Here is a 22,100-nt window from a genome sequence, read left to right on the forward strand (position 1 = left end):
TACCAAACGCAACAACCTGAATGCCTAATTCCCTGGCGTTGGCAAACTTTCTTTTTCAATCCCGCGATTAAAAAGAGAATATTGGTACTCACTGCACTCCGATTTTTTTAAAACTCAATGGACTCTAAAAATGACGTTAGCGTAATGTTTTGGGTAAAAAATTTTAGATACCTTCTTTTCCAGTAAACCAACCTTCGTAGTGATCAATGAGTGTACGTACTTCTGTGCGAAATTGTTCTAAATCATTTATTTTTTGATCCGTTTCAACAAGATGTTGACGCAGAGTGGTTAGAAATTTCTTTTTCGTTAATACACCACTGGGGTCAATCGAATAGAGCTGAGTGAATTCACGTATTTCATCCAGGCTCAAACCCACTTTCTTTAACTGTCCTATTTTTTTCAACAGCTCGAGCGTCTCGTTGGTGTAGTAATAATGCTGTCCCTCAGTTTCACGCTCACCCTGAGGAATAAGCCCTATGCTTTCATAGTATCTAACAGTACGGGGAGTGACTCCAGCGCGTTTTGCGAGATCACCTATTCGCATTCGGTTATCCATTATCCTGCCTCCTTTTTCAAAGATGACGTCAACGTTATGTTTAAAGAGTATCTCTTTATGATTTTAAAGTCAACAAGTTAAAGAAAGAAAACAATTCGCTCAAGCAGGTTCATTGGCGGAAAATATAAGAATTTATTTGTTTAATTAAGGAAGTAAACCCATTTAATGTTTATTTTAAGATACAATAAAAGAGTCCCTTGGATGGGGGGAGCTTGGGGGAATTTGACGGGAGGGGTTTTTGGTTTGTTTACTAACTGGCTCAAACGAATAAGTGCTGAGCAAAATAAGAGGGTGTATGATCTTATTTTTCCTTTTTTTATGATATGGATTATACCGCCGCTGATTATCCTTGCATTGGCAGGCAATTATATTGTGGATGGTCTGGTTATCTTTATTGTACTCAGGCTGAATAAGATTAAGATTAAAAAAGCTCATTGGGGATTGTTAACCAAAATGTGGGCAATGGGTTTACTTGTCGACGTGGTTGGAATGATTGCTCTTCTTTTAACAGTAGGAGATGGCCCTAATGCCTACACCATTTGGAATGATGCTGTTACGGCCATCGGCTTTGTATTGGTCGTATTGGTGTGCGGACTTATTATAGGTTGGGCAAACTACACCCACTCAAAGAAATACATTTCTGACCGGCGGGTAAATCGGGCCATTGGAATTTCGATGGGCATTTTGACAGCGCCTTGGACGTTCTTAATCCCTACAACATGGGTTTACTAGTAAGAATCTCACAATATAGTCTTGGCTGATTAGAGCACTCCCCCATATCTCAGTTAAAGCTTGAAATAGAAACAAATCTAAAGCTGATTGAAGCTGAAAGCGAGTGCCTGCAGCGGAAATTAACCAGCAGGATAAAAGTAACGCTAAAAAATAGGAGGCAGGTACATGAACGTATTTCCCTTAACACAAGATGACTATGCACTAATTGATGAAGCGAAAAACAAAATAATAGATTTATATGAGGAGGATAAACATCATGTTGGTGCAGCCCTGCGGACCAAGTCGGGAAACATCGTTTCGGCTGTTCATATTGAAGCTTACATTGGGCGGGTGACCGTTTGCGCAGAAGCCATTGCCATCGGAAGTGCGATCTCCAATGGAGAAAAAGAGTTTCATACTATTGTAGCCGTCAGGCATCCCTATTCAGATGAAAGCAACAGAGAACTGACTGTGGTGAGTCCATGTGGAATGTGCCGAGAGCTTATATCAGATTATTCACCTGATTGTTTCGTAATCCTCAAAGTTAATGGTGAATTGGTTAAGACGAAGATTATGGAATTAATTCCATTAAAATACTCAAGAGAAGCTTAAGTTTTATCAAATATCAATGAGAGCTTAATAAAAATTTCATATTTTCATCGTATACTCAATTTGTCAGTAAAGAAACAACCCCTTTGGAAAAACCGCCTTTGCAGTATTGCTAGGGCGGTTTTTCATTGTGCAGAATGGAAGCTATTTTCTTATGAGAACCCTGCTGTTTTGTGGCGGGGTTATTCACATTCAGTTCATAAAGCTATAATAGGATATATACATAAGCCGAGTAAGGAGAAGAATTTTTCTAAAAGGAGAGACCGTAAGATGGCCACTGTACTAATTGTGGATGATGATCCGAATATCCGTGAGCTGGTTCGTGTTTTTTTAGCGAGGGAAGGATTTTCAATAGTGGAAGCAGAGGATGGAAAAGAAGCGTTAAAAGTGTGTGAAAAAGAGCGAGTCGACCTGTTGATATTGGATATCATGATGCCCAATATGGACGGCTGGGAGGTGTGCCGGGAAATCCGCAGCTATTATTCGGATTCACTCCCTATTTTAATGCTGACTGCAAAGGGGACTACTGCTGAAAAGCTTAAAGGATTTGAGATCGGGACAGATGATTATATGGTAAAGCCCTTTGAGCCTGAAGAGCTGATTGCGCGTGTGAAGGCATTGCTCAAGCGGTATAACATTTCTCTTTCAAATAAGGTGTCGGTGGGAAATGTGGAGCTCGACCGCTCGACTCTTACGGTGTCTGATGGAAAAAAAGAGGTCACACTGCCTCTAAAGGAGTTTGAAATATTATTTAAGCTGGGCGCCCATCCGGGGATAATTTTTACGAGGGAGCAGCTGATTGAGGAATTTTGGGGCTATGATTATGAAGGCGATGAACGAACGGTGGATGTGCATATTAAACGAATTCGTGATCGTTTTTTTGATGAGGACTGCCCATTTAAGATTACGACCATTCGAGGGCTGGGATACCGTCTGGAGAGGACCCGATGAGAGCGGTGGAACTTTTCAAGCGTGCAGCCGAAACGCTTGTGATGGTGGTTCTCTTCTTGCTGTGCTGGACCGCAGCGTTTTATCTAACGGCATGGGTGGAGCGTTTGTTACATCTGAATGGTGTATCTCCGTTTGTCGGGCAGATGATCACATCGCTTGTGGGCCTTTTTATTTTTAGTCTGGTTATGCTGGGTTCTTCCCGGATTGAGAGTATAAGGGATAGGCGGTTTCGCTTTTTTAATCCGATTGTGGTAGCAATGGAGAAGATGGCACAGGGAGATTTTAATATTGACCTGTCAACCTATAAGGCGATGCTGGAGTCACCGCATCATCCTTTTTCCAAAATCGTGCAGAGTGTTGACCATATGGCTTCAGAGCTTGGTGAAATGGAACGGATGAGGCAGGAATTCATTTCAAATGTTTCCCATGAAATTCAATCGCCGTTAACCTCTATCAGCGGATTTGCACGGGCACTCGAGTCGGAAGACTTATCCGTTGAAGAACGGAAGCATTATCTTGACATTATTCAAACGGAAAGTAAGAGGCTGTCAAAGCTGAGTGAAAATCTGTTAAAGCTGACCACATTGGAATCGGATCATCCGCCGTTTGAGATGACCCGGTATTCGTTAGATCAACAGCTCCGGAACGTGATGATTTCCTGTGAGCCGCAGTGGTCTAGTAAAAATCTCCAGATGGATATTGATTTGAATAAAGTGACAATTGAGGCCGACAAAGATTTGCTAAGCCAGGTTTGGATTAATTTGCTCCATAACAGCATCAAATTCACCCCTGATAATGGCAGCATTCGGGTGCAGCTTACTGAAAATGATCGAGGTGTGGTTTATGTAAAGATCAAGGACTCAGGAGCCGGCATGAGCCAGGACGTGCAAATGCATATCTTTGAGCGTTTTTACAAGGCGGATCCATCGAGGAATCGTTCGTCTCAGGGGAGCGGAAGCGGATTGGGGCTTGCGATTGTGAAGAAAATTGTTGAGCTGCATCATGGCCGGATTCATGTGCTGAGCAGGCCGGGAGAGGGAACGGAAATGACGGTGGTGCTGCCGAAAACGGCGTCTTGGAATGAGAAGGAAGAGTAACAAAAATAAAAGATGACTTCTGTGGCGGCGTTGGAATGTGGAGGCTGAGTCATCTTTTAGGATTGGGTGATATTGTTTAGTGCAGTAAAGCGCTGAAGGGGTCTGACCCCTTTAGTTGAGTAAAGTGGATAATTTGTGGGTACAAATGCCTGTTTTACCCGAAAAATTGGAGTTTTCGCCCGATTAGTGAACATTTTTCCCCGATTAACTTCACTTTTTCCCCGATTAAACCTATTTTTTACCCGATTAACTCTGTTAATCGTTCACCGATGCTTGTTTGGAGTGCTTTCCATCTATTTTGCATGGTCTCGATAGGCTTTAAATGGCTGCATTTTCAGCTTCAATTAATAAAAAAGCCATTATAATCTAAGATATCACATGTTTCAATGCATCCTGAGATTTAATCACTGCTTTTACTCCATAGCGGCATCGAATGGCGGAGTAGCGCCTCGTTTGTCCAGCTCATTGAGCAGACGTCGGTATTGAATGATGCTTAAATTCCCTGCAATGTACTCTTTTTTCGTATAATCCAATAAAGCATTCACGTGGCTCGGTACTGCTTGCCTGCAAGTGATATAACGGAAAATCAAGTTTTCTAAAGTCATCATTGCCTCCTGATTGATTTCATCATTTTGGTAACCATCTGTAATATACCATGGATATTAAAAAAGCCATTCGTTTGGAAAATTTAGATTACCGACATTTTTTTACATTTTATCCTGTATCTGACCTCTATAATGTAAGTGCACATATCAAAAAAACGCTCTTCAACGAAAAGAGCGTTTTTCCTGTGCCTTACAGCGAAGCCTTCAAGATGGACCGTACACTTTCAGGCGTCATTTCTTTATACCTGCCGACACCCGGTTTGATAAACGTTTTTTCGACAATCGCGTCAAATTCGGAATCATCAATGTTGTAGTCGCGCAGGGTACTTGGGGCACCCAAAGAATTCCAAAAGGAACGAAGCGCTTTGGCACCTTCGCGGGCTACTTCTTTATCGGTTTTTCCTTCCGGGTCAATGCCGAACACGTTCACCGCCAGCATTTTCACACGGGATGGATCTTCCTCCAGCACATGCTCCAGCCAGTTAGGGAAAAGAATGGCTAAGCCGCCGCCGTGCGGGATGTCATAGACAGCTGAAATGGCATGCTCAATCCGGTGAGTAGCCCAGTCGCCTCCGTCAGAGCCGTTCATTAATGTCCCGTTATAGCCGGTGGTTCCGATATACATCATCGTTTCCCGGTGCTCATAGGAGTGAAGATCTTCCAATAGCTTCGGACCTGTTTCAATGGCTGTACGAAGTAAAGACTCAATAAAGCCGTCGATCATCGGTGTATTTTCTGTTCTATGGAAGTAGGATTCTAACGCATGTGACATGCTGTCCACAATTCCATATACCGTTTGGTCTCTTGGAACAGAGAAGGTATAAACCGGATCAAGGATAGAGAATACAGGGAACACAAGCTGGGATCCCCAGCCGAGCTTTTCTTTTGTTTCCCAATTGGTAATGACGGATACGTTGTTCATTTCTGAACTTGTCGCCGCTAATGTCAAAACAGTCCCTATCGGAAGAGCCGCTTCAATCGGAGCCTTGCCTCTGATTAAGTCCCAGGTATTGCTGGCGGATTTAGCACCAACGGCAATGGCTTTCGTACAATCAATTACGCTTCCGCCGCCAACAGCCAGCAGGAAATCAATGTTTTCGGTCTTGCAAATGTCTACGCCTCTTTCCACGGTTTCTAATCGGGGATTCGGCTCTACACCTGAAAGTTCAAACACCGTGGCATTCACTTTTTCAAGTTCTTTCATAACATCCTGGTACACGTTGTTTCGCTTGATGCTGCCGCCGCCATACACAAGCAGAACCTTTAGATTTTCATCCAGTAATTGGGATAGCTGCTCAATTTGGCCTTTTCCAAAATAAAGCTTAGTAGGATTATATTGAAGAAATGGAATCATGCTGTACACCTCGTTCATTAGAATAAGCACTTTATTTTACCACGGAACCGGCATTTCAATACTTGATAATTTTTGATAGAGACAATCAATTTTTTTGATGATGCGGCTCTGTTTAAGACTCCCCTATTATAGAGAGCAGCTGCTTAAGCGGGGGTGTTAACCATTTCTTTTTTTGATAGATGATTTGAATAGAGACGTTGATATACTCTTCGGCAAAGGGCAGCTGAATAAGCTTGCCTTCCTGCAGTTCCTTCCTGACGGCAATTTCAGGGAGTAGTGCGATCCCCAGATCATCTGCTGCACATTGTTTAATGGCTTCCAGGCTGCTGAAGGAAATCACAGATTTCGGCTGAATTTTGTTTTCTTTTAACCGTTTTTCCAGTAAAGTCCGATACGAACAGCCTTCTTCTGTTAAAATAAGAGTCTCTGAACAAAGCAGTTCAAGCTTCATTTCTTCGAGCTTGCTATAAGGATGCCCGGGGGCTGCAATCAGCACCATTTTTTCTTTCCGGACTGGGATTGTCATAAGCTCAGGCTGTTCGACTGCTTCGTCCAAAATGATCGCCATATCGTAGACGCCCTCTGCCGTACTTTCCTTTAACTTTCCGCAAAGGCCTGACTCAAGCATGATTTTCAGTTCAGGATGCTTTAGTTTAATCTGTTTTATATAAGGCGTTATGAAATAGGCGGCAAGGGATTCCGTTGTGCCGATTCGAATGGTTCCTCTTACATTTGTCTCGTTCGACACCTTTTCTTTCGCTTCTTCTGCTAAGGAAAGGATTTTTTCTACATAAAAATAGAGCTCTTCTCCTTGCTGGGTTAGGCGCATTCTGCCTTCAGCGCGTTCAAATAGTTTTACCTGGTAGTAGTCTTCCAGCTTCTTTATTTGAGTGGTGATACTGGATTGGGCATATCCCAGTTCTTCACCGGTCCGGGTGAAGTTTCCCCATTTTGCTACTTCTTTAAAGACATAAAGGTATTGTAGGTTCATATTGTATCTCCAGCTCTGGTTAAAATAGATATATGAATCATAACGAATTTACAGGAAAAAGGGAATAAATACACTTGTGATAGGAGCGTTTATCAAATAGGCTACAAGTAACGTCCGTTTCCCCTGCCTATCGATTATGTGATGCAGGGGAAACGATTTAGCGGTCAACCTGCTTTCGCTCCTATCATTGAATCAACATTACTATGGCCCTTAACAAGCCATTGAATAAAGGAGTCAATTATGAAACAGTTTGCGATTACTTCTTATGTTATGTACTTTTTGGGCGGGTGTGTACTGACAATAGTAGGTTCCGTGCTGCCTCAAATTCTAGCACACTATGAGCTTACCTATACCGTTGGAGGACAACTGGTTTTTCTTGGGTCATTAGGCTTTTTGCTTGGCGTGCCCATATCCACCTATATGCTGGGGCGTATAAGCGAGAAGAATCTTCTGGCCCTGGCAGCCGCCTTTATTGCTGTTGCTCAAATCGGGATGTATTTTCTGCCGCCTTTTCAATGGATTATCTTTTTTAACTTTTTAAATGGAATCGGGGTCGCTGCCTTGGAGATGGTGGTGGCGACACTGATGATGGAGCTTTTTGTTGGAAGGCGTGCAGTGGTGATGAGCTATCTGGAGGTTTCGTTTGGGGTAGGAGCTTTATTTATGCCGCTTGCAGCAAGTTTTTTCATCAACCAGCAGCATTGGAGAGCGTCCTTTCTTTTGACAAGTATCCTCGCGGTCGTCATGGTGGCGGTATCCAAAGCCATTCGGTTCAATAAGCATGATGCGCATGAAGAGGATGCTTCAGCCAAGCCTTCTGATGCCAGTTCAGCTGTACCGCCGGTTTTGCCGGCCCAGTCAAGATGGAAGGTATTGATTCTGTTTGTGCTTATGATCTTTATGTATGCAGGAGTGGAAAGCAGTCTGAATAACTTTCTGTCTTCTATTTTTATTACCTATTTAAAAGCCATTCCATCCTTTGCCTCCTTAAGTATCGGGACATTTTGGGTGGCGATGCTGGCAGGGAGGATTGCTACAGGCTGGATCATCCGTAAAGTGACCTATGAACGGTATCTGCTCTTCAGCATTATTGGAGCCATTTTCAGCCTGGTTCTTTTTATCCTTTTTAAAAACATGCTGGCAGGGTATCTGCTTCTCTTGGTTCTCGGATTAGCGATGTCAGGCATTTATTCGATTACGATGGTATATGCGAACCATACCCTTTCCGGATTATCAGCACGGATTGTCACAGGCTTTATTACCGGATTTTCCGGACTTGGCGGGGCTGTTTTCCCGGCTGTCATTGGTTTTGCTATGGACCGTGCAGGCATTGGTCCTGCCCTATGGGTAATAGCCGGGTTTGGAGTCATGTATTTAGCGGCTTTAACAGGAGTGCTTGTCTTTAGAGCGAGCGTTCACAGAGCTCATTCGCTTCATAGTCAGGGGTAACACGCTTCTTTAAAAAAAATCATCTGAAAAAGAGAAAAATGGTTACACTATGATTTGCATACAAGATTTACTGGCCATTCGGAGTTTTTGAAAATGGAGTATATGAACTGAAAAGCGGGAAAGTGAAATGATAGCTAGAATTCGGTGAAGGGCTCGGTTTTATGAGAGTCTGATAGAAAACGTAAACCGTTATGGGAGGGAACGAGATGGCAAGAGTATTGTTTTGCAACGGGCCGCAGGAAGGTCACGTGAATCCGACCATTGGCCTTGTACAGGAATTGATCAAACGAGGTGAAGAGGTTGTTTATTTTACAACAGAAGAACAGCGGGAGAAATTGGAGAAGGCAGGGGCTGTTGTGCATACATACCCTAACTTTTTCAAGGGAGGCATACCGAAAGGAAATCCACACTATTTACATTTAATCTCCTTGGTACTGCAATCGGCTTTGGAAATTCTGCCTCTCATTCTCGAAAAGCATGAGGAAACCCCCTTTGACTATGTCATTTATGATTCCATGTTTGGCGCCGGCAATTTGGCGGCTAAGCGCCTGAATCTTCCTTCTATTAATTCGCACCCAGGCTTTGTGATGCCGGAGGGGAAGTTTGAGGAAATGCTGAAAAAGAGAGGAGCTTTGGCGGCTGCCGAAGACGTAAAGCCGCTTGAAGACAAGTGTTCTAAGCTCTTTCAAAAGCTGAATAGCCGTTTTGAATTAGGGTTGAAATCGTATTTTGATTTGTTTTCCGATATCTCCCAATTTTCAATTATCTATACCAGCCGTTATTTTCAGCCGGGCGGCGATATGTTTTTAGAGGACCGCTATAAATTTATAGGCCCTTCTATTGTAAAAAGGGCTCAAACACATGACTTTCCAATGGAGAAGCTGAAAGGGAAGGAAGTTTTGTTTATTTCGCTGGGAACGGTCTTTAACAGGGCGAAGGATTTTTACCTGCAGTGTATTGAAGCGTTTCGGGATAAAAATCTGCTGGTCGTAATGTCTATCGGGCGGAACGTTTCTGTGGAGGAGCTGGGTGAGATTCCTGCCAATTTTATTGTAAAACAGTATGTTCCCCAGCTGGAAGTTCTCGAGCATACCCGCCTGTTTTTAACCCATGGCGGAATGAACAGCATTAATGAAGGAATCTATTACGGTGTACCGCTGCTTTTATATCCGCAAAATGCCGATCAGCCTGCCAATGCGTATCACGTTGAGGAGCTCGGAGCCGGAAAGAGGCTGAGGCAGGAAGCACTGTCTGCGGACTATCTGCGGCAGATTGCAGACTACATGCTGGATTCATATGATGCGTTTCATCAAAAGGTAGAAGCTATTCAGCATTCCTTTAAGCTCGCGGGCGGTTTACAAATGGCAGCGGATGAAATTGCTGCTTTTAAAAAGAAGAACGGCATTAACTAATTCTATAGAAGATTTAAAAGTAGTCTTGTAGAGGAAAGTATAGATATACAATTCTTTGAGGAACAAAATATGCAGAGGGAGCCTGAAGAGGTCTTCTGCAAAGTAAAGAGCGTTCTTTTATAACGAATGAATGAGGCATTCCTTTTTCTTCGTTATGGAAGGACGTTTTTTATTCGATAATAAAAGATAGCGGGATATAGGAATGAAAGTAAACAATGTACGATGAACAGCTAGAATAAAGGATCTCCCAAAATCTATTAACCGCTTTTAATCAACAAGCAGGACAACCAGCACTGCGCATGTATGATTAATACCCACTGTTTAGTTGAATACAACGTTGATTGCAGCGGAAGGCACGAGACTCCTGCGGGATCAGCGTGTTTGCGGAGACCCCACAGGAGCTTGCGACGAGGAGGCTCCGCAACCGCCCCGCGGAAAGCGAGTGCCTGCAGTGGAAATCAACCAGCAGATTGAATGTAGCAAGATTTAGTGCCGAATCCGTTTTTTGCATCAAATACCACCAAAGTTTACGCAAATAGCCGAAGGGTTATGCTAATATTATGACGAAATAGGGTTGTAAAATGGTGCTGTTTTGTGATATCGTTTTATAATGTAAATTTACATAGCAAAACGTTGAAGAGGAAAAGTAATTCTGCTGGAATCGATAGCGAGCCGGGGGCGGTGGAAGCCTGGTGATGAGGCATTAATGAAGAACACCTCTGAGTTCTAACCGAACAGATTCCTTAGTAGGCTTAGACGTTTCCAGCACGTTACGGACTGGATGAAGCAGAAAAGCTTTAAGTTGGCCATCTATGTGGCAATTTGGGTGGTACCGCGGAAGATAGCCTTTCGTCCCTTTTTCGCTGGGGATGGAAGGCTTTTTATATCATGAAGTATTATAGGAGGCTCGTTATGATCAAGACCGTAGTAAAAGATTTATTCAGAAATCAAGAACGTTTTAAAGACCAGACCGTTCAACTATCCGGCTGGATTCGTACTCTTCGCGATTCCAAAACAGTTGGATTTCTTGAATTGAACGATGGTACTTTCTTTAAAAGTGTACAGGTTGTTTTTGAGGATTCGCTTGAAAACTACAAAGAGATCACAAAACTGCCGATCAGCTCTTCGGTTTCAGTGGAGGGTGTATTTGTTCCAACACCAGAAATGAAACAGCCTTTTGAAATTAAAGCTCACAAAATTGTGGTAGAAGGCCTGTCCAATCCAGATTATCCTTTGCAAAAAAAGAGACACACTCTCGAGTACCTTAGAACGATTGCACATTTGCGCCCAAGAGCCAATACATTCTCAGCTGTATTCAGAGTGCGTTCATTAGCATCGTATGCAATCCATAAATTTTTCCAGGAAAAAGGCTTTGTCAATGTGCATACACCGATTATTACAGGGAGCGATACAGAGGGTGCAGGGGAAATGTTCCGTGTTACTTCATTAGATTTAAACAACGTTCCTGTAACGGAAGAAGGCAAAGTGGATGAAAAGAAAGATTTCTTTGGCAAGGAATCGAACCTGACTGTGAGCGGACAATTAAATGCAGAAACGTTTGCCTTGGCATTCCGCAATGTGTATACATTCGGTCCTACTTTCAGAGCAGAAAACTCCAATACCGCCCGCCACGCGGCAGAGTTCTGGATGGTCGAACCGGAAGTGGCATTTGCTGAATTGCCGGATATTATGGACCTTGCAGAGGAAATGGTGAAATTTATCATTGGATTCATTTTCGAACAGGCACCGGAAGAATTGGAGTTCTTTAACAGCTTCATTGATAAAACCCTTATTGAAAGATTAAAGAACGCGCAAGAGTCTGATTTCGGAAGAATTACCTATACGGAGGCTGTTGAACTGCTTCAAAAATCAGAACAGAAATTCGAATATCCTGTTGAATGGGGTACGGATCTACAAACCGAACACGAGCGTTACCTGAGCGAAGAGGTTTACAAACGTCCTGTCTTTGTAACTGACTATCCTAAAGAAATCAAGGCGTTCTATATGAGAGCCAATGATGACGGCAAAACAGTTGCTGCAACAGACTTATTAGTGCCGGGCATCGGTGAGTTAATTGGCGGAAGCCAGCGTGAGGAAAGGGAAGAAGTTCTCGCTGACAAGATCAAAGAACTGGGCATGTCAGAAGAAGATTACTGGTGGTACCTGGAGCTTAGAAAATACGGCGGCACGAAGCATTCCGGCTATGGAATTGGATTTGAGCGCCTGATCATGTATTTAACAGGAATGAAAAATATCCGTGACGTGATTCCATTCCCTCGTACACCGGGAAATGCTGATTTCTAAGATTTTCTTTTAAAAATAGCTATAGCAAAAAGCACTGCATCCATATGAGCTGCAGTGCTTTTTGTTTTTTATCGAAGAACAGAACGACTTCTGTTTACGGGTAAAAGTTATAGGCAGCTATTTTTTCTCAATGATAACGAATAAGACACCAACAAGTATTAGAATGGAGCCAATCCAAAATGTAATACCAATATTTTCTCCTAAAATAAGCCAGCCGAGTAATGCTCCAACAACGGGCTGAAAGAAGAAAAATAACCCCCCGCTTGAGGCATTAAGCATTTGTAATCCACGATTCCAAAGGAGAAATCCTCCTGCTGTGGATATTATGCCCAAATACAAGACTCCTCCCCAGATGGCAGGTTGACGTAACTGAAAGATATCAATTGTATATAAATGTGGCAATACAAAAGGGGTCAACACGATCAGGGCTACCAAAATCGAATAAGTCGTAACGACAATTTGCGAGTAGTCACTCGGCACACGTTTTACAAGTACTGACATAAGTGCCCATGTTAAAGCAGCAACAATCAGTGAAATCCCCCCTAGTTTGCTGGACAAACCTAAGTGACCTACTCCGACAATGAGAAAAACGCCGATGGTTGCTAAGCAAACGGAAAGCCCTTTTTTTAATGTCAATCGTTCTTTTAGGAGCAGCCGGGCGAATATAACCATAAATGCTGGGGTTGAAGAAGTTATAATAGCGCCCATTTCGGCGGAAGTTAGCATTGTGCCAGTTTCCTGTGTAACAATTGAAATAGCGTTACCAATGATTCCGATGGCTATGATAAGTAAGAAATGTCGTTTATGGATTCTCCAATTTTGTCGGGTTACGAATCCAATCATTATAAGTGTGACAATAGCGACTAAATAGCGCATCCACACAAGCTCCAGTGGAGGAATCACTGATACCACAATCTTAACAACAACATACATACCGCCCCAAATACTGGCGGCTAAGGCTAAATAGATAGAACCTAATAAGGTGCTTTTCATTTTTTTATACCCTCCGTCTTTTATTTAGGTCAAAAATGCCCCTAACGGAGAGAGGTAGTCACCTTCTCCTTAAGAGCAGAAGGGTGCTACTGGTACATCGTTTTCAAATAATAGTGTCCAATACATCTTTTCATTCACCTCAATTCCATGCAAACTACTAATTTATGTATCTTTTATTTGGTTTATTATATCAAAGAATGTTAAATCAGTGTTGTCAGTTAATAAGAGAAAACTATTACTATCTCACCTGCATTCTTGTTGAGTTTTTCTTTTGTTTGCTAAAAGGGGCGTGTTGGAAAAACACTTCAACAAACTGGTGAATGAGCAAAGCTTTACACTAACAGGAGAGTAATTGCTGCAGATCTGTTTCCTTTAACGACCATGAAAAGGATCAAAACTTTTGCGTAAAATCCGCAAGTAAAATTATCAGAGCCAATTGAAATGCCAGGATAGAAGAAAAGGCGCTTTAGACGATCCATTCAGCCGTCCTTGCGACAATTTTTATGAGTAGTCTAGGACTTTTTTATTAAAATAAAGAATTTGAAGAAGAAAAAGCAGGTTTTTTGGCTTAAAAACGGAATATATATAAACAAATACAAATTACTCAAAATGGGGTGTTCCCGATAAGGCTTTTTCGGCCATATGGATACGCTTACTTCCCTAGATGCACTTGCGTCAGCCGGGTCTGAAAACAGTCTTCCATGAAAACGTTTATTTTTAATCCAGGAAGCTTTTCCTACACGCACTAAGCGTCAGTTGATGTCGATTCCATTATAATAGGAAAGAAGGTATAGAGTATGAGTGAAAATTTTTTTGCTGACTATAAAAAGTTTGTTGTCATACCAAAGGATGAAATGCGAGTTGGTCAAGAAGAATTTGATCCAAAGGATTATGCCGCCTATTATATACTGACATTGTCTCTTTTCGATGCTCAAATACCTACCTGGAGAGATGCAGGCAAATATGAAATAGATGTTGAAAAAAGCATAAAATCAGCCTTGGGAGGCATCAATCAATTGAGGAGAGGGTCGTATCATTTTCAGCTTCTGGAACTCGATAAATTCAGTAACTATTTTGTACTGGCCGTTTCATCCAAGACAGCGATCGAATCAGGGAAGGAACATGAACGTATCGGGTATATTGTACAAAACATCCTGACAAACCCTTTTTATGTCGGCCAAAACTGGTTCAAGCTGACAGGTGATAAAGGCAAACGTGACCGAAAGCTCTTTTGCTTCTCCTTTAAGCAATATGAAACGGCAGCACAGGAGCTTTCCAAAGTGGAAAACAGCAAGCCTGTACCTAGAAAAGGGGAAATCAAGCTGATAAAAAGCCCTATGCAAAGAGAAATTCTTTCTTCTCTTTCCTGAATTGTAAGCAGGAGATGTCCAGGATTAATAGAACTGCAAAAGGTGCAGTTCTATTTTTATGGTTCCGTGCGGAAAAATCAGGGAAGCAAAAAAAAAGCGCCAGTGGGCTAACAGGTTCTGATTTAAAGTACAGAACGCGAAAAGGTAGTCAAAACAGTATACAAATTTGATCTAAAAAATACTGCTTTTTTGCAGTGTCTTCAAAGCCCCAGCTATCTTAATAACGGTTTTTCATTCTTTTAGTGATTAAAACAAAAGCTAAGAAACCAATTAGCCTATTATGAAGTGCAGTCATCACTAGCAATAGAAAAAATAATGTTATATGTTGTACTTATAAGCTCTTTTTATATAATATCTATGGGTCTTTTTTGACTAGTCTCTATTTTCTTCGTATTGTCATTAAGGAGTTTTTCTGCGAACTTCTTGATAATCTTACTCTTGCCTCGCCATTTTGCATAATCTAATTCATATTCTTTATTGAATAAATATCTAGATAAATCTCTTACTATAACAAATGAAGCATAGCTGTGGGCATTTTCTTTGCTTGATCCGTCAGCCTCATAAAAAAAATGTTTAAATTTCCTTATATCAGGAAAATAAATCAATTCTATTAATTTCGCCCTATACTCTAAATCTTTTGACAGCATATCGCCGTAATTTTTCTTATCCAAAGCGTGCTGTGCTTCGTGTTTTAAATAAGAAACCTTAAAACGAGGCTTGTCAAAGTATTTTGAATAAGATTTTCGTACACAATATAAATCACCGTTTTCACTTGCCCATCCGCCTGTACCGATCGTTCCTAAAGAAATGAAATCCAACCAGCTTCTCGATATAAACCCATCCATCATTTTTACTGTAAGATGATAGTCTGTATTTAATAAATTTACTTTGTAATGAGCTTCCTCTGTTTTTTCCCAAATATAAGGTCCAAAAAAGCCTGAAGTATAACCCCCCACAAAGAAATAGCCTTCATTTTCAATAATTCCTTTAAGATAGTTTTCCAATTCATCCATTTTCATATATGGATCAAAGCCATATTTTTTTGAAAATGTCTTAACTAAAAATTTTTCTCCTTCTTTAGGTGTTTTTCGTTCCCAAAAAATCATTTTATAGTAAGTGTAATAAATATTTAAAATGTCTTTAATAACACCATTATTAATTTTTCGTTTCGGCACGTTATTAAAAATGGATAAATACCTTTCAACAAGTTTGTGTTTACTGGGAAATTGATTTAAATAAGAAACAGCGTTGTGAAGTTCTCCTTTAACAAGGAATCCCCTTAAAATATTTTGATTAAATTTTTCCTCCACGATAGCAGCCCCCAGAATCCATCCTTATTAGTAATATATTGATAATACGTATTTTTATATGGTATAGCCGGATTATATAAAATGATAGAATATCTGTTTTATTGACAATATTTATTCGGCATCACTGTCCTGCTAGTTAAGGGAAGATTTTTTATTTTTTATATTTAAAAAAGGTAAGATATTAACATTATACCAGCAATAGTTATTGGGCCACCTATAATTAGATATGAAATGGTTAAGAGTTAGGCAAGACAAAATCATTGCAGGCTAATACTATATAGAAAATAAGCCAGAAATAAACAAGTTATGAATAAAAACTTGCATATTTTCGGCTTATTATAGTGATTCGATATCGAGTTAAAGTTTTACATTATGAAATTGCTTTTTCAACTTCTGGATTTTCTTTTTCTTTTTTATCTCCAGCTTTTTGATTTGACAATTTAATTTGTTTTAAGAAAAGAGTACTAAATGCTCCAACTAATATAAAAGCTAATGCTGTAAAAAACACACTGTGTAGTGATACCATTAAGGATGTTTTTATGATTGGCAGCATTGGATCTAATATTTGAGTTGGGATTTGTTTCAATGTTTTCTCATTAAAGAGCATTTGGAACACACCTTGAGGACTTACATCAATTGTTTTCTTAAACTGATTTGCTAAAGGTGCTGCTTGCTCAGGTAATTTATTTAAGAATGGTATTAATTTATCTGTTAAAAGAGTACCTGATTTACTATTCATCACTGCTCCAAGAACTGTAGCTCCAAAAGTCCCGCCAATTGACCGGAAAAATTGACTTGATGAAGTTACTACTCCAAGTTCCGTTTTATCAAACGTTTCTTGTAGAGCCAGTGTGATTGTTGGCATAACTAGTCCCAATCCAAGACCTACAACTCCCATATAAGTTGTGGCAATTAATTTACTTGAATCCATGTCCAGTGTAGTTAATAAATATAAACCAGCAGCCATAACAAACATACCTGACATTATTTGTGGCTTAATTCCAATTTTGTAAACAAGTTGACCACCAATAATACTTGTAATAATCATTGTTACCATCATTGGAGTCATAATCGTTCCAGATGCAGTAGCACTTACGCCAACTATCCCTTGCATGAAGAAAGGTACAAACATAATCGCACCAAACATACCAATTGTCATAAAGAATCCAACTAAATTTAACGTCACGAACGTTCTGTTTTTGAAAAAATGCATTGGAAGAATAGGCTCTTTTGCTTTATTTTCAACGATAACAAAGCTCACAATTCCGACTAATGCTAAAGCAAATAGACCGATAATCTGCCAAGAATTCCAATCATACTTAACTCCACCTAAACTTAATGCAAGAAGCAAACTGACAACCCCGATAATCATCGTTACCATACCAGCAATATCGAAATTAACGGGACCATTATTTTTACGTCCTTTAAGACCTAACGCAATAAAGATTGTCGCAATAATACCAACTGGAAGGTTAATATAGAATACCCATTTCCAGTTTAATGTGTCAACAATCCATCCACCAATTTGTGGACCAATAACGGATGCTAAACCATAAATCCCGCCAAAAACCCCTTGGAATTTTGCACGTTCTTTACCAGTAAACATATCGCCAATTACAATCATTGCCATCGGCATCATGACACCGCCGCCGATTCCTTGGATTCCACGGTAAATAATTAATTCCGTCATATTATTCGCAATCCCACAAAGTGCTGAAGCGGCCATAAAGATAACCAATCCGGCGATATATACACTTCTACGGCCTAAAAGGTCAGCTAATTTACCTGCAATTGGAACGACCGTAGTAGACGTTAATAAGTAAGCAGTTGTAAGCCAAGTCATTAGACTAAGGCCGCCAAGATCCCCAACAATTTTAGGCATCGCAGTTCCTACAATTGTACCGTCCAGTGCTGAGAAAAACATTGCTATGATAAGTCCAATTAGCAATAGTTTACGATTACCTTCTTTTTCAATCGTTTGATTTGTACTCAAAATGTATTTCCCCTTTTTTCTATTTATCTATTTAATTTTTATCATTACTGATTCAGTAATCTGCTTTTTTTAAATAAGATGATTATGGTGTTACTGATCCCGCAAGCTTTTCAGCTATCTTCGCAAATTGTAAAAGTTCTTCGTCTGTAAGAGTTAACAACGAACTTTCAAAAATCTCTTTTCTTTCTTGAATAACAAGATTAAGTTTTTTAATCCCTTCTTCACTTAGCTTAATATTAACAACTCTTCTATCTTTTTTATCATGCTCGCGATAAACAAAATGGTTATGTTCAAGTCGATCAATCATAAATGATACTGCACTCGGTTTCACACCCATAAAATCTGCGATTCCAGATATTTTACAGCTTTCATTATTGCGTAAATACATTAATACAAAAAACTGAGTGGCTGTTATTCCATGTTTATTCAAGCTTTCTGTCATTTTAGGCTGCATTTTTTGAATGGAAGTTTGAAGAGCAATCTGAATTCGCTCAATGTACTCACTCTTACCCAAATTGATTAACCTCCTTTAATATTTAATACACAATAATATTTAATGTGTATTAAATATTAATGCCTGTTAATCATAAACGGTTATTAAAGAATAGTCAATATAAATAACACTAGATATATTGAACAAAAAAAGAAATGAACTCTTTTTATGGAATTCATTTCGAAATTTGATTCATGCTATTAAAGCGGTGCTTTTATCGGTTCCATTATGAATTTTAAGTAAGTTTTTTATCGATTTCTAATCGAAATCGGCTTTTTGATTATCGTTTAATTAGAGTGAATTCTTATTGAGCGAACGGGGAGTTGAAGAAGGATATATTTTACATAGTAGAGAATTAGACTTAGATGCTTTAAAAGTATTCTATTAAAGAGGAGCATACAAATGACAACTAGTATAAATGTATTTTCGGAAAGTGTATCACAATATCTGAAATATACAGAAATGCCATGGGGAAAGCTATTTTATTCGACAGCTCTAGCCCAAATGGAAAATTACTTAAAAGTAGAGAATAATAGTAGTGTTTTAGATATAGGATGCGGATTTGGATTGACTGGTATATCGTTAGCAAAAAAAGGGTGCAACGTGCTAGGGATTGAACCTAATCAAGATTTATTAACCGTTGCTAAAGAAAAAGCCCTTAAGGAAAGAGTTAATGTAGAACTTAGGAATCTAAATATTACACAATTAAATTCAGTTGATTATAAAGCTGACTTTTTAATTTGTCACAATGTCCTTGAATATGTAGAAAATCCTGAAAAGGCGATTAGTGATTTTGCCGATAAGACGAAAGACAAGGGTTATATCTCTATTATTACGCATAACCCACATGCAAATGTTTTAAAGAAGGCAATAGTCGATAAATCACCAACCAAAGCCTTATCGTATATTGGAAACAAAACAGATTACAGTTCGGTAATAGGGGCTGACATATCGCTCTTTTCAAAAGAAGACATTGAAGAGTGGTTGAATAAAGCGGGATTTAAAGTAGTAAATCGTTTTGGTATTCATAATTTATATGGATATATAGATAATGAATTTAAGTTTGATGCTGAGTGGAACAAACAAGCAGCTGAACTGGAAATGCAGGTTTGTAACCTATCGCCTTACCGTGATATAGCGGTCTTCACTCATACCATTGCACAGTTAGCCTAACTGTATTTATTTTTGGTTAATCTTTGTATTAAAAGTGGGCAAGCTGCCGCGATCTTTCTACTTGTGTCACGAAAGGGGAAGGCTAGCTAAAGAAGGAATAAAGGGATTAGATAGGATGATTTTTAGTATAATAGAAATGTCGATTATACATATCGATAAGGAGATGTTTTGTATGGATACTCAAGTAACTACTAAAATGAAAATTCTAAAGCCAGCTAATGAAGTTTTTGAAGCCATCGTAGACCCTGAAAAAATCGGGAATTTTTGGTTCTCAAGGAGCTCTGAAAGATGGGAAGAAGGTAAAACGATTGCATTGAGATATGATGAATACAATGCTCAAGGGGATATAAAGGTATTAGAAGTAGAGGAAAATAAGAAAATGGTGTTCTCATGGGGCGGATATGGTCAAGAAACGGTTGTTACCATTACGCTAAAAGAGTTGGATCGCTCGACTACAATTATTGAAGTAAATGAATCAGGTTTGAAAGAAGATGACCCAGAAATAGTAAACAAAATGATGGGACAAAAAGAAGGCTGGGTGTATACGTTAACTTGTTTAAAGGGTTACTTGGAAAATGGCGTGAATACATTAAGAGCATCATTAATTCATTAATGAGCACGGAGGAATGAAAAGCTATGTTAAAGCGATTGCGAAAATCAGTTTTTGTCAAGTTTCCTGCCCCACGACCAAATTTTCACAACGAAATGACTGAAAAAGAAAAAGAGTTGATGCAAGGGCATGCTGCTCATTGGGCTGCTTTGTTAGAGGAAGGCAAGGCACTTGCCACTGGCCCCATTCTTGACCCAAGTGGTGCTTTTGGTTTCGGTGTTCTCCTAACCGAAAATGAGAATGAGGCAAGAGAATGGGTCAAGAACGATCCAGCACAGCAAATTAATACATTTGAATTTTGTTTAATGTTCGTTTCATATATAGAAAAATAAAAGTACGTTCGATAAACTTAGTTGAATGCTAAAGGATGAGGATTCGAGGAACGCAATGTATTGGGCTAACAATCTAATAAGTAATCAGAAGGAAAGGAAACCCTTAAAGATAGGGCTTCCTTTTTTATAGCAATCAACATTAAATTGAGATCGCCACCGAGTATCAACCAAGTGAATAAAGGGTATTAAAAAAGGAGCACTTGTTTATAACAAATATTGATGTTGGTCACTTTTTTCTAAGGGCTGAAGTTTGTGAACAAATGTCTTAAAGTAACGGGTGCAATAGCTAAGGTTCCGGCTGTCATTGTTGGCAGCTTTTTCTTATTGTGCTAAAGGGCAGTTGAAGAGTGGTGTTTAACTTGTTTTCAGCAATCTGTTCAGATTGTAAAGGTTAGTACTTAAACCGAAGTATGCAGGTTAGCTGGACAATAAGTATCATAAAATAAAGGAATTTTGATTTTAGTAAAGAAAGAGTAAATTAATATAAACTTTATGAAGAGTGGGTTTTAAAAACGAAACGGGTAACAGATTGGTTCACTTGGAATGCAGTTGAGGAAATTCACATATATTTTTAACTCATGAGGATAGGGGGAATATACCAATGAAAAAGCGAGCAATTGGTCATAACGGTCCTCTGGTTTCAGAGATTGGACTTGGATGTATGGGGATGTCCTGGTTATATGGCAATGCTGATCGAAACGAAAGCATTGCAACAATTCACGCTGCACTTGAAGAAGGCATTACACTCTTTGATACAGGGGATTTCTATGGCGATGGACATAATGAATTACTTCTACGTGAAGCTTTGCAAGGAATCCACCGTGATAATGCGTTCATTTCAGTGAAATTTGATGGTAAGCTGCACTCGCAGGGCAAGAATCATCGGAATGGAGATAACCAACCTCATGCCATAAAGAATTGCCTTGAGGATACTCTACTGCGTCTAGGTGTGGAATACATCGATCTTTATCAGCCAGCCCGTCTAGATCCAAACGAACCAATTGAAGAAACAGTTGGTGCGATTGCCGATATGGTTAAAGCGGGATATGTGCGGTATATTGGTCTTTCTGAAGTAGGAGTGGATACAATTCGTCGCGCACATTCTGTACATCCAATTAGTTGGTTGCAGATAGAATACTCACTATTTAATCGGGGCATTGAAACAAAAATCTTACCTACTTTACGGGAACTAGGCATTTCGCTTTCGGCTTACGGTGTTCTCTCTAGGGGGCTGTTGAGTGGTACATGGTCTAAAAATCGCGTGTTAGGTTCGGATGATAAGCGTGGTAATGCGCCTCGGTTTACCAGCGAAAATCTTGAAAAGAACTTAGCCCTTGTAGAGTCCTTGCGTGAAATTGCGAAAGAAAAGCAAGTAACCGTTGCACAGCTTGCTATCGCATGGGTTCTATCTCGGGGTGAAGATGTTATCCCATTAGTTGGGGCAAGAAAGCGAGTACAACTTCAGGATTCACTCCGTGCAGTTGATCTGACCTTAAGTCCAAATGACCTTTCACGAATCGAAGAAGCAGTACCTTCAGAACTTGTCGCCGGAGAATACTACTCTAAACCACGGGAGAAATGGTTTTTCAACTAAACGGGTGCATTGCTGGAACAACGGTAATGCTTTTTTCTTATTGATGTAACTAGGCAGAATAGTTGAATATCTGGAAAGTCACTACCTCTACCTACAATGGTAGGGGCTTTTGTTTTTATATACTCTCATTATGGAGTGAAATGAGGTATTACGTGACCCTTTTACCTAGCATCTATCAGTGACTATGAAAGTG

Annotated in this window: 21 protein-coding genes and 1 other annotated feature; of the genes, 13 read left to right on the top strand and 8 right to left on the bottom strand. The window is 39.8% G+C overall.

The window, feature by feature from the left end:
• Window positions 1-163: 163 nt before the first annotated feature.
• The gene (locus A5N88_RS19720; protein ID WP_066269211.1) at window positions 164-556 is read right to left on the bottom strand and encodes a MerR family transcriptional regulator; all 393 of its coding nucleotides are present in this window, start codon (window positions 554-556) and stop codon (window positions 164-166) included.
• Window positions 557-799: 243 nt separating this feature from the next.
• Here A5N88_RS19720 and A5N88_RS19725 point away from each other — a divergent pair, with 243 nt between their 5' ends.
• The 4 genes from A5N88_RS19725 (at window position 800) to A5N88_RS19740 (ending at window position 3,924) form a co-directional block, all read left to right on the top strand.
• A complete protein-coding gene (locus A5N88_RS19725) occupies window positions 800-1,288 on the top strand; it encodes a hypothetical protein (protein ID WP_157090733.1) in 489 nt (162 codons plus the stop codon).
• Between the two features lie 165 nt (window positions 1,289-1,453).
• Window positions 1,454-1,879 carry a cytidine deaminase gene (locus A5N88_RS19730; RefSeq protein ID WP_066269215.1) on the top strand — a complete coding sequence of 142 codons (426 nt, stop codon included), beginning with the start codon at window positions 1,454-1,456 and terminating at the stop codon, window positions 1,877-1,879.
• A 267-nt stretch (window positions 1,880-2,146) separates the two neighbouring features.
• Window positions 2,147-2,827 carry a response regulator transcription factor gene (locus A5N88_RS19735; protein ID WP_066269217.1) on the top strand — a complete coding sequence of 227 codons (681 nt, stop codon included), beginning with the start codon at window positions 2,147-2,149 and terminating at the stop codon, window positions 2,825-2,827.
• Window positions 2,824-3,924: a sensor histidine kinase gene (locus tag A5N88_RS19740; RefSeq protein WP_066269218.1), complete on the top strand. Its 1,101-nt coding sequence runs from the start codon at window positions 2,824-2,826 to the stop codon at window positions 3,922-3,924. Before A5N88_RS19735 ends, A5N88_RS19740 begins: the two co-directional genes overlap by 4 nt.
• A gap of 413 nt (window positions 3,925-4,337) precedes the next feature.
• Here A5N88_RS19740 and yppF read toward each other — a convergent pair whose 3' ends face one another.
• The 3 genes from yppF to A5N88_RS19755 all read right to left on the bottom strand — a co-directional run bounded on the left by yppF (window position 4,338) and on the right by A5N88_RS19755 (window position 6,874).
• Entirely contained in the window at window positions 4,338-4,529 is a 192-nt protein-coding gene (gene yppF / locus A5N88_RS19745; protein ID WP_066269219.1) for a YppF family protein, read from the bottom strand.
• Between the two features lie 190 nt (window positions 4,530-4,719).
• Window positions 4,720-5,883, bottom strand: a complete 1,164-nt coding sequence (locus A5N88_RS19750) for an iron-containing alcohol dehydrogenase (RefSeq protein WP_066269221.1) — start codon at window positions 5,881-5,883, stop codon at window positions 4,720-4,722.
• A gap of 112 nt (window positions 5,884-5,995) precedes the next feature.
• Window positions 5,996-6,874 carry a LysR family transcriptional regulator gene (locus tag A5N88_RS19755; RefSeq protein ID WP_066269223.1) on the bottom strand — a complete coding sequence of 293 codons (879 nt, stop codon included), beginning with the start codon at window positions 6,872-6,874 and terminating at the stop codon, window positions 5,996-5,998.
• A gap of 240 nt (window positions 6,875-7,114) precedes the next feature.
• On the opposite strand from A5N88_RS19755, the gene A5N88_RS19760 reads away from it, so the two are divergent.
• The 4 genes from A5N88_RS19760 to asnS all read left to right on the top strand — a co-directional run bounded on the left by A5N88_RS19760 (window position 7,115) and on the right by asnS (window position 12,039).
• Window positions 7,115-8,323 carry an MFS transporter gene (locus A5N88_RS19760; protein ID WP_066269224.1) on the top strand — a complete coding sequence of 403 codons (1,209 nt, stop codon included), beginning with the start codon at window positions 7,115-7,117 and terminating at the stop codon, window positions 8,321-8,323.
• Window positions 8,324-8,529: 206 nt separating this feature from the next.
• Window positions 8,530-9,735: a macrolide family glycosyltransferase gene (locus A5N88_RS19765; RefSeq protein ID WP_066269225.1), complete on the top strand. Its 1,206-nt coding sequence runs from the start codon at window positions 8,530-8,532 to the stop codon at window positions 9,733-9,735.
• Between the two features lie 337 nt (window positions 9,736-10,072).
• Window positions 10,073-10,225, top strand: coding sequence for a hypothetical protein (locus A5N88_RS25650; RefSeq protein WP_198160328.1), 153 nt, complete (start codon window positions 10,073-10,075; stop codon window positions 10,223-10,225).
• A 134-nt stretch (window positions 10,226-10,359) separates the two neighbouring features.
• Window positions 10,360-10,595, top strand: a binding site (T-box leader).
• A 52-nt stretch (window positions 10,596-10,647) separates the two neighbouring features.
• Window positions 10,648-12,039: an asparagine--tRNA ligase gene (gene asnS / locus A5N88_RS19770; RefSeq protein ID WP_066269227.1), complete on the top strand. Its 1,392-nt coding sequence runs from the start codon at window positions 10,648-10,650 to the stop codon at window positions 12,037-12,039.
• A 117-nt stretch (window positions 12,040-12,156) separates the two neighbouring features.
• On the opposite strand, the gene A5N88_RS19775 is transcribed toward asnS, so the two are convergent.
• Window positions 12,157-13,032: a DMT family transporter gene (locus A5N88_RS19775; protein WP_066269229.1), complete on the bottom strand. Its 876-nt coding sequence runs from the start codon at window positions 13,030-13,032 to the stop codon at window positions 12,157-12,159.
• A gap of 797 nt (window positions 13,033-13,829) precedes the next feature.
• On the opposite strand from A5N88_RS19775, the gene A5N88_RS19780 reads away from it, so the two are divergent.
• Window positions 13,830-14,402 carry a hypothetical protein gene (locus A5N88_RS19780; protein WP_066269235.1) on the top strand — a complete coding sequence of 191 codons (573 nt, stop codon included), beginning with the start codon at window positions 13,830-13,832 and terminating at the stop codon, window positions 14,400-14,402.
• Window positions 14,403-14,746: 344 nt separating this feature from the next.
• Here the strand turns inward: A5N88_RS19780 and A5N88_RS19785 are convergent, their stop codons facing one another.
• From A5N88_RS19785 to A5N88_RS19795, 3 genes are all read right to left on the bottom strand, one after another.
• Window positions 14,747-15,712: a hypothetical protein gene (locus tag A5N88_RS19785; RefSeq protein WP_066269237.1), complete on the bottom strand. Its 966-nt coding sequence runs from the start codon at window positions 15,710-15,712 to the stop codon at window positions 14,747-14,749.
• 370 nt (window positions 15,713-16,082) lie between these two features.
• Entirely contained in the window at window positions 16,083-17,687 is a 1,605-nt protein-coding gene (locus tag A5N88_RS19790) for an MDR family MFS transporter (protein WP_083953335.1), read from the bottom strand.
• A 100-nt stretch (window positions 17,688-17,787) separates the two neighbouring features.
• Window positions 17,788-18,219 carry a MarR family transcriptional regulator gene (locus tag A5N88_RS19795; protein WP_066269238.1) on the bottom strand — a complete coding sequence of 144 codons (432 nt, stop codon included), beginning with the start codon at window positions 18,217-18,219 and terminating at the stop codon, window positions 17,788-17,790.
• A gap of 381 nt (window positions 18,220-18,600) precedes the next feature.
• Between A5N88_RS19795 and A5N88_RS19800 the strand changes: the two genes are divergently transcribed.
• The 4 genes from A5N88_RS19800 (at window position 18,601) to A5N88_RS19815 (ending at window position 21,907) form a co-directional block, all read left to right on the top strand.
• On the top strand, window positions 18,601-19,371 hold the full coding sequence (locus tag A5N88_RS19800; protein WP_066269243.1) for a class I SAM-dependent methyltransferase: 771 nt from the start codon (window positions 18,601-18,603) through the stop codon (window positions 19,369-19,371).
• Window positions 19,372-19,543: 172 nt separating this feature from the next.
• Complete coding sequence (locus tag A5N88_RS19805) at window positions 19,544-19,984, top strand: SRPBCC family protein (protein ID WP_066269244.1); 441 nt, start codon at window positions 19,544-19,546, stop codon at window positions 19,982-19,984.
• A 23-nt stretch (window positions 19,985-20,007) separates the two neighbouring features.
• Entirely contained in the window at window positions 20,008-20,313 is a 306-nt protein-coding gene (locus A5N88_RS19810; protein WP_066269246.1) for a YciI family protein, read from the top strand.
• Between the two features lie 601 nt (window positions 20,314-20,914).
• Window positions 20,915-21,907, top strand: a complete 993-nt coding sequence (locus tag A5N88_RS19815) for an aldo/keto reductase (RefSeq protein ID WP_066269248.1) — start codon at window positions 20,915-20,917, stop codon at window positions 21,905-21,907.
• Window positions 21,908-22,100: the final 193 nt, after the last annotated feature.

The sequence above is a fragment of the Heyndrickxia acidicola genome (assembly GCF_001636425.1).
GTDB classification, from domain to species: Bacteria; Bacillota; Bacilli; order Bacillales; family Bacillaceae_C; genus Bacillus_AE; species Bacillus_AE acidicola.

Bases quoted from the DNA above. Each gene is read 5' to 3' on its own strand.
- A5N88_RS19800 (WP_066269243.1), top strand. From the start codon at position 18,601: ATGACAACTAGTATAAATGTATTTTCGGAAAGTGTATCACAATATCTG.
- A5N88_RS19780 (WP_066269235.1), top strand. From the start codon at position 13,830: ATGAGTGAAAATTTTTTTGCTGACTATAAAAAGTTTGTTGTCATACCA.
- A5N88_RS19760 (WP_066269224.1), top strand. From the start codon at position 7,115: ATGAAACAGTTTGCGATTACTTCTTATGTTATGTACTTTTTGGGCGGG.
- A5N88_RS19730 (WP_066269215.1), top strand. From the start codon at position 1,454: ATGAACGTATTTCCCTTAACACAAGATGACTATGCACTAATTGATGAA.
- A5N88_RS19740 (WP_066269218.1), top strand. From the start codon at position 2,824: ATGAGAGCGGTGGAACTTTTCAAGCGTGCAGCCGAAACGCTTGTGATG.
- asnS (WP_066269227.1), top strand. From the start codon at position 10,648: ATGATCAAGACCGTAGTAAAAGATTTATTCAGAAATCAAGAACGTTTT.
- A5N88_RS19810 (WP_066269246.1), top strand. From the start codon at position 20,008: ATGTTAAAGCGATTGCGAAAATCAGTTTTTGTCAAGTTTCCTGCCCCA.
- A5N88_RS19815 (WP_066269248.1), top strand. From the start codon at position 20,915: ATGAAAAAGCGAGCAATTGGTCATAACGGTCCTCTGGTTTCAGAGATT.
- A5N88_RS19720 (WP_066269211.1), bottom strand. From the start codon at position 556: ATGGATAACCGAATGCGAATAGGTGATCTCGCAAAACGCGCTGGAGTC.
- A5N88_RS19765 (WP_066269225.1), top strand. From the start codon at position 8,530: ATGGCAAGAGTATTGTTTTGCAACGGGCCGCAGGAAGGTCACGTGAAT.
- A5N88_RS19775 (WP_066269229.1), bottom strand. From the start codon at position 13,032: ATGAAAAGCACCTTATTAGGTTCTATCTATTTAGCCTTAGCCGCCAGT.
- A5N88_RS19805 (WP_066269244.1), top strand. From the start codon at position 19,544: ATGGATACTCAAGTAACTACTAAAATGAAAATTCTAAAGCCAGCTAAT.
- yppF (WP_066269219.1), bottom strand. From the start codon at position 4,529: ATGACTTTAGAAAACTTGATTTTCCGTTATATCACTTGCAGGCAAGCA.
- A5N88_RS19735 (WP_066269217.1), top strand. From the start codon at position 2,147: ATGGCCACTGTACTAATTGTGGATGATGATCCGAATATCCGTGAGCTG.
- A5N88_RS19755 (WP_066269223.1), bottom strand. From the start codon at position 6,874: ATGAACCTACAATACCTTTATGTCTTTAAAGAAGTAGCAAAATGGGGA.
- A5N88_RS19750 (WP_066269221.1), bottom strand. From the start codon at position 5,883: ATGATTCCATTTCTTCAATATAATCCTACTAAGCTTTATTTTGGAAAA.